13 protein-coding genes are annotated in these 13,958 nt (G+C 40.2%); 7 read left to right on the top strand and 6 right to left on the bottom strand.

What is annotated here, in order from left to right:
* Nucleotides 1–4: 4 nt before the first annotated feature.
* From HWQ44_RS22305 to HWQ44_RS22290, 4 genes are all read right to left on the bottom strand, one after another.
* Nucleotides 5–1,102 (bottom strand): Gfo/Idh/MocA family oxidoreductase, encoded by a 1,098-nt coding sequence (locus HWQ44_RS22305; RefSeq protein ID WP_292723153.1) that lies wholly within the window; start codon nt 1,100–1,102, stop codon nt 5–7.
* 76 nt (nt 1,103–1,178) lie between these two features.
* Nucleotides 1,179–1,646: a DUF4870 domain-containing protein gene (locus tag HWQ44_RS22300; RefSeq protein ID WP_292723151.1), complete on the bottom strand. Its 468-nt coding sequence runs from the start codon at nt 1,644–1,646 to the stop codon at nt 1,179–1,181.
* Nucleotides 1,647–1,719: 73 nt separating this feature from the next.
* Nucleotides 1,720–2,895, bottom strand: coding sequence for a DUF1822 family protein (locus HWQ44_RS22295; protein WP_292723149.1), 1,176 nt, complete (start codon nt 2,893–2,895; stop codon nt 1,720–1,722).
* Nucleotides 2,896–2,918: 23 nt separating this feature from the next.
* Entirely contained in the window at nt 2,919–4,079 is a 1,161-nt protein-coding gene (locus HWQ44_RS22290) for a sigma-70 family RNA polymerase sigma factor (protein WP_292723146.1), read from the bottom strand.
* 670 nt (nt 4,080–4,749) lie between these two features.
* Between HWQ44_RS22290 and HWQ44_RS22285 the strand changes: the two genes are divergently transcribed.
* Entirely contained in the window at nt 4,750–5,145 is a 396-nt protein-coding gene (locus HWQ44_RS22285) for a hypothetical protein (RefSeq protein WP_292723144.1), read from the top strand.
* A 365-nt stretch (nt 5,146–5,510) separates the two neighbouring features.
* A complete protein-coding gene (locus HWQ44_RS22280; RefSeq protein ID WP_292723142.1) occupies nt 5,511–6,260 on the top strand; it encodes a hypothetical protein in 750 nt (249 codons plus the stop codon).
* Between the two features lie 373 nt (nt 6,261–6,633).
* Here the strand turns inward: HWQ44_RS22280 and HWQ44_RS22275 are convergent, their stop codons facing one another.
* Nucleotides 6,634–7,905: a ribulose bisphosphate carboxylase small subunit gene (locus HWQ44_RS22275; protein WP_292723141.1), complete on the bottom strand. Its 1,272-nt coding sequence runs from the start codon at nt 7,903–7,905 to the stop codon at nt 6,634–6,636.
* A 327-nt stretch (nt 7,906–8,232) separates the two neighbouring features.
* On the opposite strand from HWQ44_RS22275, the gene HWQ44_RS22265 reads away from it, so the two are divergent.
* From HWQ44_RS22265 to HWQ44_RS22245, 5 genes are all read left to right on the top strand, one after another.
* The gene (locus tag HWQ44_RS22265) at nt 8,233–8,820 is read left to right on the top strand and encodes a PEP-CTERM sorting domain-containing protein (protein ID WP_292723138.1); all 588 of its coding nucleotides are present in this window, start codon (nt 8,233–8,235) and stop codon (nt 8,818–8,820) included.
* A 218-nt stretch (nt 8,821–9,038) separates the two neighbouring features.
* Nucleotides 9,039–9,497 carry a DUF1392 domain-containing protein gene (locus HWQ44_RS22260; RefSeq protein WP_292723135.1) on the top strand — a complete coding sequence of 153 codons (459 nt, stop codon included), beginning with the start codon at nt 9,039–9,041 and terminating at the stop codon, nt 9,495–9,497.
* 672 nt (nt 9,498–10,169) lie between these two features.
* Complete coding sequence (locus HWQ44_RS22255; protein ID WP_292723133.1) at nt 10,170–10,382, top strand: hypothetical protein; 213 nt, start codon at nt 10,170–10,172, stop codon at nt 10,380–10,382.
* A 58-nt stretch (nt 10,383–10,440) separates the two neighbouring features.
* A complete protein-coding gene (locus tag HWQ44_RS22250; protein ID WP_292723131.1) occupies nt 10,441–10,671 on the top strand; it encodes an addiction module protein in 231 nt (76 codons plus the stop codon).
* Nucleotides 10,668–10,922: a type II toxin-antitoxin system RelE/ParE family toxin gene (locus HWQ44_RS22245; RefSeq protein WP_292723129.1), complete on the top strand. Its 255-nt coding sequence runs from the start codon at nt 10,668–10,670 to the stop codon at nt 10,920–10,922. Before HWQ44_RS22250 ends, HWQ44_RS22245 begins: the two co-directional genes overlap by 4 nt.
* Before the next feature lie 77 nt (nt 10,923–10,999).
* Here HWQ44_RS22245 and HWQ44_RS22240 read toward each other — a convergent pair whose 3' ends face one another.
* Nucleotides 11,000–13,216: an FUSC family protein gene (locus HWQ44_RS22240; RefSeq protein WP_292723127.1), complete on the bottom strand. Its 2,217-nt coding sequence runs from the start codon at nt 13,214–13,216 to the stop codon at nt 11,000–11,002.
* Nucleotides 13,217–13,958 lie beyond the last annotated feature (742 nt).

Here is a 13,958-nt window from a genome sequence, read left to right as displayed (position 1 = left end):
TTCCTTAGTTGCTAAGAAATCCTTCCAAGCTGGGTACGTCTACCCAACTTGCTTTTGTATGCGATTCATGGGATAAATCCATCAATAACTGAGAATAAATTCCTTCTCGCAGCGATGGTGTAATTTCCTGATTGCGGTTAATTCCTTGTATCCATTGGTCTACTACGCGGATAAATGCCGAAATGCGTCCATCAGCATAATTTTTAGGAAAAATTAACCGATTTGGTATTTCTATTTCCGTTAGAGGTTTACCTGGCTGGGAACCCCAAACACGAAAACCATGTATATAATCTTTTTGATTTTCACTGCCCACAATTAATGTACCGCGATCGCCATATACTTCTACCCAATGGGTTCTTGATGCATGAACAACCGCACTGATAGAAAGTTGGCAAGGTGTACCATTTGCTAATTCCAGCGTTAATATACAGTTGTCATCGGTATCCACTGGCTTGGATTCCCCACTAACAGGGTCAACTCGTGTGGGAATCGCAGTAGTTAAATGGGCGTTTAATCTACGGACTGGCCCGAATAACCAGTGAATGTAATCGAAGGCGTGGGAACCCAAAGATCCCAATGCACCGCCTCCTTTCTCTTTATCAGAATACCAATTCCAAGGGCGGGAAGTATCAGCACGAGAAGAACCTAACCAATCAATTTTAATTAGGCGTAACTCACCCACATAGTCTTCTGACAATAATTCTGCAAATAACTGCCATGCTGGTACAAAGCGGAATTCAAAATCTACAGTTGCAATCACGCCTTTTGCTTTAGCTAACTGATAAAGTTCTTTAGCTTCAACTGCATTTAAGGCTGTCGGTTTTTCTAGTAATAAATGTTTCCCAGCTTGCAGGACAGTTTTTGCCATTTCGTAGTGCAAAAAAGGCGGCGTAGAGATGCTGACTGCTTGCACTTCTGGTAATGCCACAATATCTACAAGTGAGTCGGAAGCGTGAGGGATATTATGGGATTCTGCTATAGCTTTAGCTTTATTGATATCTCGGTGATAAACAGCGACTACCTCAGTTTGAGGATGTGCTTGAAATCCAGGGATGTGGACTTTTTGACCAAATCCAGTGCCGGCGATCGCAACTCCCATCATATAATTTTTATTCCCATATTTATATCAAACAGTGATCAGTGACATTAGCGTTAACCAAAAAAGGCTTAATCATTTGTTATCGTAAAACTCTAATTGTGAGAGGGTAACGATAATACTCACCATTGTAAGCTTTGATAGCAGCAAAGGTCACTACAAATGATTGTAGTAACAGCTTTAATGAAATTAAAGACATGAGAAAAATTAATATGCTATCTAAGGTGGTTTTTATTTCATTAACTGAACCATTGGTAGTTACTGCTAGACTAAAACTTGTTAACACTAAAATTAATGAAATTACTATGACAATAAACGTGTATAGTGTTAAAGAAATTTGAAAATTTAATGATTCCTTTCCTTGGAAATCAATCCAGGGATATTGCGCTTTTTTGAATCGCCAAATTAGGAGTGGAACTAAAAGATTTAGAGGTAAATATAAAGGGATGCCAAGAAAGACTAAAAAACATAATAATATCCATCCTAATAAAGCCGAGAGATGACATAACATCGCCCATATACGCATTTTTTGTTTAGGCTTTTCTCTCATGGCTGTTTATGGGTAAGTGGATTTTCGAGATAATTCTCCACTGTAATTATCTATAAAAAAGCCAAACAAGAGCTTAAAATCTGAGGATTTCTCGGTCATAATTATCGGGAAGAGGTTCTATTTCCCAGACTATGCCTTCTCCTGGCAGTAGCGCAACTTCTACATAAAGTAGTTCTACGGCAGTTATAGCTATATCTTCGTTGTTGGCAAAGGGCTGTAAATCTTCTGTGAGGAGTCGGAGTTTAAAACCACCAGGAATGGCTGCCCCCACAATCAGGTTACGTAACTCAAAGCGCCAAACTGTTGTGTCTGATTCGCGTTGTGGTAAAATCAGCAATTCATAGATTTGACCTGCGATTGCTAGTTGGCGAGATAAAATAGATTCTGGTTGCCTTTGGTCAACACCCCGCGCCCCAGCCGCACTCAGTTGGAAATCAAAGCTTCCCCAACCGACAGCTTCCGCAACTTGGTCAACACCCCCTTGCAACCATTGCAGAACCGACCACTGTTCTGGTAGTCCCAAGCGTCGTTGATATAAGCTTTTTCGCCAACCGCCATGTTCAATTAACCCTCCCCATAATTGAAAAGGGATAGCTAGTCTCGGTATAAGTATTTCTGGATTTCCCAGACGGGTAATTAAGTTTTGTGCTTGTAGTTGCGGTATGGGAAGAATCTCTTCAATCGCGCTACGTGTTGATTCTTCTGGGCAAAGTTGCTGCGCCACCGCTAAAACGCTGATATCATTAATGATGTCGGCAGCATCAAGAGCATAAGTGCGATCGCTTGCATCATAACTACCCTGAGATTTGAGTTGTGCATGGGTGCAATAACCCCAAACTCTCACATAGCCTTCATCTGGTTCTACCTGCACAGCTAAGTAATAATCACCTACCCAACTAGGAATATCCACCCATTCTTGCGGTACTCGCAATTCACTTAAATCAATTGTTTCACTGGGAATCAAGATAAATCGAGTCGCCTCTGAGGTGATTGCGGTTCCATTTACTAGTTCCCAAAAACTGGATAAAACAGTCGTAGTTGGCCAGACTTTTGCTTGCGGTGTGACATCCTCTTGTAACCATAGCAAAACAGCACTTAGGCAAAGTTCATTAATATAACCTTGATAGCCAGAAGTGGGGTTAGAAAAAGATTGACTGTAAACATCCGCCTGATTTTGGGTGGCGGTGGGGATTTCTAAAATCAGGTCAGTTGGGTTAGCAAAAGTAAATATACTGGTGTCAGCAGTCATGGTGGTTATTCTGGTTTTGGGGATTAGTAATAATTTCTCAGCCATTCCTCCATGACTGTATTTATAGTTTTGAGTAGGTCTGAAGTAACAGAAATATGCAAATTATCTTGACTCCAGTTAGCTAAAGACCGCAACAAAACTTCCTGCGCTTTTTTTAGTCGCCGCGAGACAGTATACTGCTGCATTTGTAATTGTTTAGCAATTTTGTCTTGAGTTAGTTCTTGACCATAGTAAAGTTGTACAATCTCTTGTAATTGCGGTTCAAGTTGAGCGATCGCTACGACTAAAACTTTCTTAATCTCAGTTTGCTGAGAGATTCTAGTTTGTTCTTCTTCTTGGGCAACAATTTCATTGATTAGGGATTCTTGTTGACTTCCCGTGAGATTATCCAGCCACTCCCAGGAATCATCGCCACCTTTGGGGGTATTGAGAGACTCTGGGGTGGGATAACAATACTTGCGTACAGATTTAGCAGCATTTACCAGCCATTTTTCTAGAATTTGGGCATTGACTTGCTGACTACTTTGTGAATTATAAGCTTTAGCGATCGCTTCCCAAATTTTATCGTCAGGTCGAGAAAGTTGGCGAGAAGCACCAGTTTTCTTAGGAAGATATAGGGTTGTGAAACAGTTCCAAGCAAAGATATAAGCATTAATATTCTCTGGGGATAAGCCAGCATTTTGCAAAGACTCCACCAAAAGCTTTTTAGTGATTTTCCGTAATAGTCCCCAATCTGTACAAATATCAACTTCCCTTTTTTGGCGCAAAGTTTCGCGGATAGTACTGCTAAAGATGGCGTTGGCGTAGCTTTTTAAGGTAAAACCTTGATTGGGGTTAAAACCTTTGAGGACTTTATCAACTTGAGCGATCGCAATCTGAAAACAGTCTGACAGTTTATACTGAGTACTGGCAAAACTAGCAACCGTCTTTTGGGATACCCAATAACAAGGTTCTTGCAAATAAGCCATGAGATGTTGCCTAGCTAGTGACTCAGTTTCGGGAAGCTGCCAAAATTTATACCAATAAAGTGTCCAAAAATATTCAGAAGTTTCTTGTGGCGTATGGTTTAGACAACTTTGGATACTACGACGCAAACTTGATTCTATCGCCCAACGACTAAAGCGATCGCCAGTAAATTGCACAAAAGTTGAAAATATTTCAATGATGCTTTGTCGGGGTTGCATAAAAATTAGAAAATTCAAAATTAAGTTTAGTACACTGTGGCGTCAGTTTGCCTACCTGTAACCAGTTGTTCTGAAAGGATGTTTGAAAAGTTTTTTTGGTAACATCTAAGCCTGGAAAACCTAACCCCCCAGCCCCCCTTCCCTACAAGGGAATGGGGGTTTCAAAGCCTCTCCCCGAAACGGAGAGAGGAATGAAGAGGGGTTTTGAGTATACTTTACAACTTTTCAAACAACTTCTGAGCCTCTTGTCTGCACCTTGTCTTTTCACAACTCAAATAGGACTACTATATATAAGCCTTTATTCTCATCGTCAACATTGCAGCATTCCTCATCAACATTGAAACATTCCTCATCAACATTGAAACATTCCTCATCAACATTGCAACATTCTTCATAAACATTGCAACATTCCTCATCAACATTGAAATATTCCTCATCAACATTGAAACATTTCTCATAAACATTGCAACATTCCTCATAAACATTGCAACATTCCTCATCAACATTAAAGCAATTGTGAAGAAAAACAGGTAAAAACTAAAAATTAAGAAAAATCACTCAGACTTGCTTGTATTTTTTAATAAACATAACTATTCACTAATTTTACTGAACCAAAAAACAGCTTTACTAAGGCAAACTAGCTCTATAACTCTCTCTAAGGAATATATCTATGTCCCGTAAAAAACGTACATCCCGTATTCTCGAAAAAGCTGAATTGAGATCGGCTGGGCTAAAAGCAATTGATTTAAATATGAATTTTGGTGATGATTGCGATTTACAAAACCTGACTAAATCAATTGAGCAGTTACGAACTATGCTTGATGCTTATAACACTGCTTTAACTGTAATTGACTCTTCCAAAACTAAAATTGATGCAATGGAAAAAACCTTAAGTAATCTTACAGATAAGATGGTAAGAGGAGTTGCTTTTAAATATGGCAAAGACAGCAGCGAATACGAAATGGCGGGTGGCGTTCGTGATAGTGAACGTGTTCGCAAAAGCAGATTGAGCCGTCTGAAAGCTGTTGCAGGGGAAGTATCAGATGAAAATGCTAAAATCGCCTAAGAAAGTACTACCGGAAGCACGAAGCAAACGGTAAGAAAGCTTTTCCCAAGGGATATGGAGCATGAACAAACGCTACATCGTTCATTAAAACCATTATTTTGACTGCTGCGATCGCCTATAGTAAGGCGTAACCCATGACAATTTCTTCTATTTACTGATCCTCTTTGATAAGTAACAATTATATACAGCTAATATCAGGCATTTTCATGCATATTAGGTTATGCACTTTGTAGTATATTTTCATTTTTTACCATGTTGAAAATACTGCAAAATGGGAACTTAAATAATTTTACTTGTCTAAATACTGATTAGAGTTTATAGTGGTACGGTGTTTTCCGTTCCACTTGACTCGGCAGGTTTATACCATGATTTATTCTCGCAAATTACAGAAGTATTTTGCAGGTTTTTCCTTGTCTGTAATATTAGTAGCTGATTTAGTCCTCACACAAAAAGCTCCTCCAGCTTTAGCCGAAACAGTAAATTCATCTATCAAAAATGCTGTGACATTCAGTTGCAATGATAGTGAAGCGACAATCAAAGCTAAAAATGGGCCCAGAGTAGTTAATGGATCAACAAGCTTTTACATTGGTTATCAGCAACTCTCAAATAACAAAAACCCTGTAACTATCCGCTTCAATAATGGGATAAAAACATGGTGTCGAACTGATTACGAAACAACAAATGACGATGGTACAGGTTACGGATTGTATTGGAATGGAAGTGATGTTTTATATGGCATTTACTCTTCCACTGGCAGTCAGACGGGTAATGATTTTCGCCGCTTTGCTAGTGGACGTTGGTTGACTAGCTATGGTAGCGGAGGCGGGCCAAAAGTCGCAGTTATAGCCCGGATTAATCCAGCTAACGGCGAGGTTTCTTATGCCACATTTTTATCTGCAAAAAAGGCAGATAATGGACAAACCAACTCTTTAGTTGTTAACAACCTATCATGGAATGGTGCAAATTTGACTGTGCAAGCAAAGTCATGGTGGACTCCCCGTCGCGCTAATACAAATTCCATGAGTTGCTCTGGTTCATCACCTTATCCATACACAGTTATATTCACTGGTGATTTAAGAACAGTGACCTCGGCTTCAGCAAATACTTGTAGTTAAAAGGGAAAAATTCAGCTATCAAATTGAGGAAGTAAATTATTTTCAGTTGTTTAAGTAGTTAACAAAAGCCTTAGTGAATAGAATTCGCAGAATTGATATCAAGTCCGGTTAATTACTTATGATTACCGCATCCGTGCAAAAATCAGGAAAACCTCTTTCTCACTGCTCCCTGCCCTCTGCACCCCTGTGGTCTAAATGATAAGTCTTTACCCGAACATGATATGACGGGCACATAAACAAAGCCCACTTTCGTGGGCTAATAGAAAATCAAGCTTTTTTAACTCGCGCTAGCGAGTTTTGTCTGTGTAGATGCAGTTTCTCACCGTCAATTTCACTTCTGATTCCTAACTCCCGGATTCTGCTGCATCTGCCCCTAATTGTTTCCATTTGGACGCTGAATAATTGTCTCCACCACCCGCCGCTTGGCTTTAGGATCGATACCTACTAAGCGCACATATTCACCGCTATATTCTGACAAAGTTGCCTCTAAATTTGAGATGGCATCAGACTCAGCATCGATGTGGCTATGAACACAAGTTTGCCAAGAACCTGTGCGGAAGCGGCGCTCATCTACGTGTTCAATACTAATTTTGTAACCTTGAGACAATAATTGCCGAATCTGTTCTTGTGTCTCTAAAGTTAAATGGGCACTTGATGCTTGCTGTTTCTGGAATTGATTAGTTTTTACTTCTTTGGTTGCGCCATTTGACGGCTGACTAATTGGTGTTCCAGCAGTAGGTGGTGCAGATTGAGAATTTCTACCTCGATTTAGTCGGTTGTAATCATCAACCAAATGGGAATTTTCCACCCGTTTTTGTTCGCCAACCAGGAAGTTACCAGACTCGATTAAGTGAGACAGCCTGAAATCTGGCTTTTTAAATTCTGGTGGCCCTTGAGTGCTGTTAACCACATTCAAGGATATCTGCTCAAAACCTACTTTATGGATGTAGTTGCGGATTTGTTCGTCATAAATACGCGATCGCAAAGCGCTAAAAAAGTCAATGGACTGATTGACAAAAGTATCAACTAGCTGTTCAACTTCCTTCTGTGACAATCCATCCGGTTCAAAAATCCCCTTGACAATTCCCACCTTGTCATCTCTATCTGGTTCCCAGTAGAATTTCTCCATCCGTCCATCCCGAATTAACGGTGCATAGAGGGTAGAAAAATCATTACCTGTGACAATAATTGGCACACGATGTAAAGGTGTGGAATCATAGCTTCCCGGCAACTGCACATCTGTGGGATTATCAGCAATATTCATCAGCGTGGCATTCACCAACTGCGTGTTTACAGTATATTGAGTGCCTTCATCAAAGCGTCCAGCACCCGCATCTAAATCGTTAATCATCAATACACACATTTTGCCGCGTACCTTGATCAGTTCCGCTGTTTCCCGATAACGCAGCCGAATCAACCGCGCTGGATCTCCTGCATCTGGACTTTCCAATTCGCCGCCAGATACGTGAGTCACCTCGATCCCCATTTTCTCGAAGACTAATTGACATTGAAATGTTTTGCCTTCTCCTTTGCGTCCATGAATACCCAAAATCACAGGAACTCGCACGCCAGGAAGCTTCAGAAAATTTTTGGTGATGTGGACAGCGAGTTTGTCCAAAAAGCGGGGAGCGATGTAGTAACCCATGAGTTTGTCTTATGAAAAATTAACACTTCTAAGGTTAATGTTAAGTTTTTTTTGGGGATAGCGATCGCTTTTCTTTCACACAGGATACAGTTTAATAGTATTGTCAGTGGTAATGCTGACAATACTATTAAATTGTGGAATCTAGCCACAGCAGAAGAGAGGAAATCCGCACTCTCATCGGTCATTCCAACTCGGTTCTTTCCGCCGCCTCCAGTCCAGATAGCAAAACAGTTCTCTAGATATCTTTGATGTTAAAATGCCATTGGTTTTGGGTTACGCTGTAGCTTGACTCAACCGATAAGATCCGCGTTTGCATTCACGACCCGCATGAAAAATATAGCTCTAGTATCTGCCACAGTTCTGATCACCACATCTGGATTGTTGTTCCAGACAATGCAAGCCGCCTCTGCCTTAAATTGGAACTGGAATTATTCTGGTACTGGCATAGAGGCAAATGGTACTTTCACCACTAATGACACTCCTAACAATTTAGGTTTTTACACGATTTCTGGAATTACTGGTACACGAAATGGTGAAACGATTACTGGTCTGCAAGCAGCTGGGACTCCAATACCGGGAAATGAACCTTTTGATGTTGACAATTTCATCAGTCTTGATGCTCAACAGTTAACGGGTGACGGTTTTGGGTATTCCACTTCAGCGGGAAACTACTCTAGTCCGTTTTTCGCGAGTTTTTTGCCGACACCGGGTTATTTAGAGGTTTTTTCTGCACCGCCAATTATACCAGGGTTTGAAAATTTGGGTTCAGAAGATAGTGAGTTACCCATTAGTTTTACTGCAACCATAATCACCGTTCCTGAACCGACCTCCATCCTTAGCCTATTCGCCCTCAGCATTCTCGGCGCATCTTCAGCCCTGAAACGTAAGAAGTCATCCAAATTCACTCAAAATTAGCTCGGAAAAAGTCTCTTAAAAACCATCTATATAGGACTCTGGGTCTGCCTTCTCCATATATGCAGTTCTTTCTATCCATACCATAAGGACGGACTACCTGCCATCAAGTAGAATTTTTATAACTTGTTCATAACTCATCAATACTAATTGAGATTACATCCGGATCACACTGGTGCAAGCAAGTTTATTTATAGAAAAGGAAGAAAAGGACTGCTTGCATGATGATTAACAAAATTTCTGCTTTAGAAGCATGTTGGCATACTTCTGCTCCGTGGGGTCAAGCCATGCCTCCACTAGCAATTCAAATGCTCGAGAAAGTCTTTTTATCAAGCTCGAATTTGTCAGGCTACTGCTGCGGTGTTTACTGGGAGAAACAAGAGTGGATTTATGCGATTGTTTGCCAAAGTGAAACACTCTACTTGCCTCGAGAAGAATTTTATGGAACAAGTTTGCTAAAAAAAGCTCCGGTTTCGACTCCAATTTTTAAATTGGGTGATGTGGTGGAAGTTGATTTTGGTGAAAAACCAGCACATCGGATTATTCAAGGTGTTTTTAGCCTAAAAAACAATTGGCTTTATGCCGTAGAGTGGTGTTCTCCTACCTTAGAAGAAAAAGCATTAGCTCAAAGTAGAATTATCTGGCTTGCGGATGTGGATTTAGTCAAAGTGGATGCATGACTATGTTTTTGAAGTTATAGCAAAAAAGTGAGGGCGCTCCCTGAGCGTGATTCCGAAATTAGGTTGACAATAATCAATACACTCTATTTATCACTAAAACCCAACACTTCATGCATGGGAGCATAGGATTATTAAGTATTGTTGATATTTTTAGACAGAGGAATATGGTTGCAATAAGGTTCGGTTAAGAATATTTGTAGGTTTTGTTGGGTTTTACTTTGTTCAACCCAACAAAACCTACAATATGTTGGGTTTCGTTCCTCAACCCAACCTACACACTTTTATTTTTTGAGACATAAATCTCTTAATTATGTCTGATTAGCTAGTAATATAAATTACTTTTTCCAAATTATATCACAGCGATATTTTACTAAAAATCTGATCAAAAAGAGCTTTTTATCGGATATATACAGAATTTTTATTCCGTAGAATCTATTTTTAGATAATATAAAAAAAAGACTTAAATTAAGGAGTTATGTCCTAATATTTGGTCTGACAAACTTGATTTTTAATGTTTACTAAGAAAGAATGAATATTGAGTCTAACATCTTGTAGACACTCTTGGTGACAACTTAACCTTATCCAATGTCCAAAGTCCGCGAAAGCGGACTTTTTTTTATGCAGCCTCAAGCATTGTGAGGTAGTTGTGCTATTAATGGTTTCTTTGATTTGATGCCGTCCAACATATTCGCCACTACCGCTATCTGTCGCGCCAGCAGTTATTTCACTTCGTTAACTGAGCCGGGCTTTAGCTGGTGGGTACTGGTGTCGTCTAGTGTGAGCATTTGTGACAAAGTGCGATCGCCCTCAACGGGGTTTGGGCAAAGAGGCGATCGCATTTTAAGGTTATTTGGGTTTTTGGCTGTGATCGCAATTTACCTGTAAAGCAGTTCCGAGCCGATAGTTGAGCCTATAATTAGAATTGTTGGGGAGACTCCAAAGCATGAGTGAAACTGCGGAAAAACTTAAACTCGAACTATCTCAGCTTTCTGCAAAAGAACGTGCTGAAATTGCCTACTTTCTAATTCATTCTCTAGATGAGGGTATAGATGATAATCTAGAAACTGCTTGGGATACGGAATTAACCCAACGATTGGAGGATATTAATCGCAAAACAGCTATTGGAGAACCATCATCTCAAGTTTTTTCTGAGTTGCGAGAAAAGTACTCGTGAAGTTTATTGTTATCCACACCGAAGCTCGAAAGGAGCTTGACGCTGCAATAGCTTACTATGAAGCTCAAAAAGTAGGCTTGGGACTAGATTTACTGTCTGAAGTGGAAAAAGTTATTCTTAAAATTCAGCAAAACCCCAATTTAGGAACCCCACACAAGATTGGGGGAATACGTCGTTATGCTATTCAACGTTTTTTTCCCTATCTGATTTTTTATCCGGTGCTTGAAGAAGTTATTTGGGTTATTGCGTAGACGCTTTGCGACTTGCCATTAGGCATCGCACATAGTAAGCGCAAACCGAATTACTGGAAACAAAGAAATATTGAAATTTAATTAGCTAATATTAACCGTACTATCGCTGAGTGCATAGCAGTCAACCGCCGAACTATCTGGTCAATTTCCAAATCTAATATGCTGTAATCAATGACTGCCTGACGAATCGGTGTATGTCCTTGATTGACAGCTAGTTCTTCTATCCTGGCTGTACGCAGTGCTTGCAGGTGCGGTTGAATTTTTTGCAGCATTTCTTCCAAGTCAGGTAAGGGCGGTGGGGTAATTTGCTGCTGTACTGAATCAGCTAACTGCTCTAACACTAGCGAAATTTGGCGGACAAAGGTTTCTAATTCCGGGAGTGGCGCTGTTCCTCGAAAATGTTCCAGATGTACTGCCAATACTGTTACGGCGTTAGTAAAACGTCCCATATACAGCAGCAGCGTCATCACTGGTTCTACTAATTCTTTGTACATTTGGGGTTCGCGCAGCAATCCTTGGAAGGAAGCCTGGGCATTACCAATTGCCAGCCCAGTTTGTCGCCGTTGACTGATAATAGTAGAGTCCCGCTCCTTTGTACCTTGGTAAACAGCCATCACATTCCAAAAGTATTTGTGACATTCTCGTAGCGCCGTGGCGAGTTGACTGGGTAAACGATCGCGTTCCCAATTTGGCCATAAAAAGTAATGACTCGCAAAAGCGAGTCCCGCCCCTATTAATGTATTCAACACCCGAAAACCAGCAAGTTGCCAACTAATGGGATGACCAATATCGATAATCAGTAAGACAAAGATTGAGAAGAAAATCACTGAGTACCCATAGTTGAAACCGATCAGGGAAACGCCAAAAAATACTGTTAGCAGAATGATGATGTCTAATACAGGCTTACTCGTGATGGTTGCAAGTAAGATAGCAGCTAAGACAGCTCCTAAGATTGTCCCGCCAACTCGCTGGAAAAACCGTTTGAAAGTTGCACCCAAGTTTGGTTTCAGGACTAATATAATTGTCAGTGTTACCCAATAGCCCATTGGTAAATTTGTAACGCTGTATAAGATCACGCCTACAGTTAGACTCACACCAATGCGGAGAGCATGGCGAAAGATTGCTGAGTCTAAGGTGAGGTTTTCTTTAAGTAAACTTAAGAGCGATCGCTGTTCATCTTCAAATAAAAGAAGTCTATCTATATCTCGTTGACTCATTTTGCTACGATCTGCCAGAGATTTAGCTGTCTGAGCCGTGTATTGCAATTGCTTGATCAGTTTTTCGATCATCAGCACCAGGTTACTGAGAGCAACCAGGGTTGTGTAGTCGGTTTCACTCCCAGCAATTGCTTTTCTTTGCAGACTTTCTTGTTCTTTCAGGGCTTCATAGATGCGCTTGAGATTTCCCAAGTCGATGCTAGCAGGCTTCCGAGATATGACTTTTGCTATGGCTTGAAGAATGACTGATATTTCTGCGAGTGCATCGTCTACTAATTGCTGGACTGTATGATATTGCTGTTGTTGGAAGTTAGTTTCTAGTAATTCTGTTAAGGCAATAACTAAACCAAGCAAGCGATCGCCATCCTGAATTAGCAGCAAAAATGGCTCATTCACCCAACTCCGAGACGACTGTCCAATCCGTAATGTACCTAAAGTAGTGCGTGCTGTCTCTAACGCTTTTCTAATTTCGAGAATATTTTCAGTTGTTGCTACTTTACCTACAAATGCCTGAATGTAGTTGGCGATTGCACTGAAACAGTCAGCCAAAGCTAGCCGTATTAGATCGTAAGGTCTAAAAGGCCACATTACTAAGGAGAGTAACATTGCCCATCCACCAGCAATTAGGCATAGTAGCGATCGCACGAGTGCAACTTCCAAGTTTCCTGGCTGTGCGATCGTGGTAATAAATGATATCCCTACCACCAAACCGACATTGGCACCAGCATTACCGTACAGTGACGCAAAACCGGAAGCAAGTCCCCAGAGTAATGTCAGCACTACAGCTAGTACCGGAACTTGAGCGACTAGAGTACCCACAAATACTGAAACAGCTATTCCCAAAGTAGCCTGTGCCATCGCCTTAGCTTTGATTTGGTAAGGGCCACCAACATTCGCTAAGTTGACAAAGTGAGCCATTAAACCAACCAATAGTCCGCTTTCTCTTTGGTTAATGAGTTGCCCAATTAGCATGGGAACTCCCAACGCTAACGCAGCTCGTAAGCCGTTGGATATTGCTGGTTTTCCTGGCTCTGACTGGATCAGAAATCTGAGGAAATTACTTCGATTCAACTGCATTGTTTTTGTTAACAAAACAAAATTCTTATCTGAATTATCTTAATATTTTGATATATTTCAGATTTATTCTAATTCATCGTGGGCAATTAAGAGCTTTTCCAGAAACTAAATATTAGGATGCACATTTTGCCACTTATATAATTCATCCTTAATTATTCGTTAACAGATATAAGTTTTATCGTGGATAACGCACTATGGCTGTGGTTATCTGATAAAAAGCCTTATTCTGATGTAAATAGCTGTAGTTCAAAGTGACTATTATCAAGATATATAAATAATTTTGGTTGCTGATTGTTAATGTTTGAATAAATATTAACAATAAAACAAAAAAAGTAAAATAACGTCAACGAATTTGATAGAAAAAAATATAAAATCTGTCCAAAAGTAGAGATAATTTTTAGAAGATGAAAACAATAAAAACCATTTACTTGGATAAGGTTTGATGTCGAGAAACTGTTCCAACTTCAGGGGAGAATTCAGCAAGTGAAGGCTCCGGTGTTATAAACCTGAAGAGTAAATAAAAGAGGCGTTGCTGAATCAAGGGATGATTCTTGTAGGGTGGGCGTCTCGCCATTGGTGTCAAGTTAAGCTCAAACTTCCTATGTCAATAAGCATTTAGGCTTAAAAATTCGGTTTTCAAGGGACAAAAAACGAACTTTTTCATGGACTATTAATGCTTTGTTTATTAGCATCACTCCCAGCTTGCGTATAAAAGTCAGAAAAAAGTTCACCTTTATACTTC

Origin of the sequence: Nostoc sp. JL34 (assembly GCF_017114945.1) — a bacterium.
Classification (GTDB): Bacteria; Cyanobacteriota; Cyanobacteriia; order Cyanobacteriales; family Nostocaceae; genus Nostoc.
The sequence above is the reverse complement of the archived record's forward strand: the minus strand, read 5'-3'. Positions and strand labels throughout refer to the sequence as shown.

Coding starts and splice junctions, on each gene's coding strand:
- HWQ44_RS22305 (WP_292723153.1), bottom strand. CDS start 1,102: ATGATGGGAGTTGCGATCGCCGGCACTGGATTTGGTCAAAAAGTCCAC.
- HWQ44_RS22300 (WP_292723151.1), bottom strand. CDS start 1,646: ATGAGAGAAAAGCCTAAACAAAAAATGCGTATATGGGCGATGTTATGT.
- HWQ44_RS22295 (WP_292723149.1), bottom strand. CDS start 2,895: ATGACTGCTGACACCAGTATATTTACTTTTGCTAACCCAACTGACCTG.
- HWQ44_RS22290 (WP_292723146.1), bottom strand. CDS start 4,079: ATGCAACCCCGACAAAGCATCATTGAAATATTTTCAACTTTTGTGCAA.
- HWQ44_RS22285 (WP_292723144.1), top strand. CDS start 4,750: ATGTCCCGTAAAAAACGTACATCCCGTATTCTCGAAAAAGCTGAATTG.
- HWQ44_RS22280 (WP_292723142.1), top strand. CDS start 5,511: ATGATTTATTCTCGCAAATTACAGAAGTATTTTGCAGGTTTTTCCTTG.
- HWQ44_RS22275 (WP_292723141.1), bottom strand. CDS start 7,905: ATGGGTTACTACATCGCTCCCCGCTTTTTGGACAAACTCGCTGTCCAC.
- HWQ44_RS22265 (WP_292723138.1), top strand. CDS start 8,233: ATGAAAAATATAGCTCTAGTATCTGCCACAGTTCTGATCACCACATCT.
- HWQ44_RS22260 (WP_292723135.1), top strand. CDS start 9,039: ATGATGATTAACAAAATTTCTGCTTTAGAAGCATGTTGGCATACTTCT.
- HWQ44_RS22255 (WP_292723133.1), top strand. CDS start 10,170: ATGCCGTCCAACATATTCGCCACTACCGCTATCTGTCGCGCCAGCAGT.
- HWQ44_RS22250 (WP_292723131.1), top strand. CDS start 10,441: ATGAGTGAAACTGCGGAAAAACTTAAACTCGAACTATCTCAGCTTTCT.
- HWQ44_RS22240 (WP_292723127.1), bottom strand. CDS start 13,216: ATGCAGTTGAATCGAAGTAATTTCCTCAGATTTCTGATCCAGTCAGAG.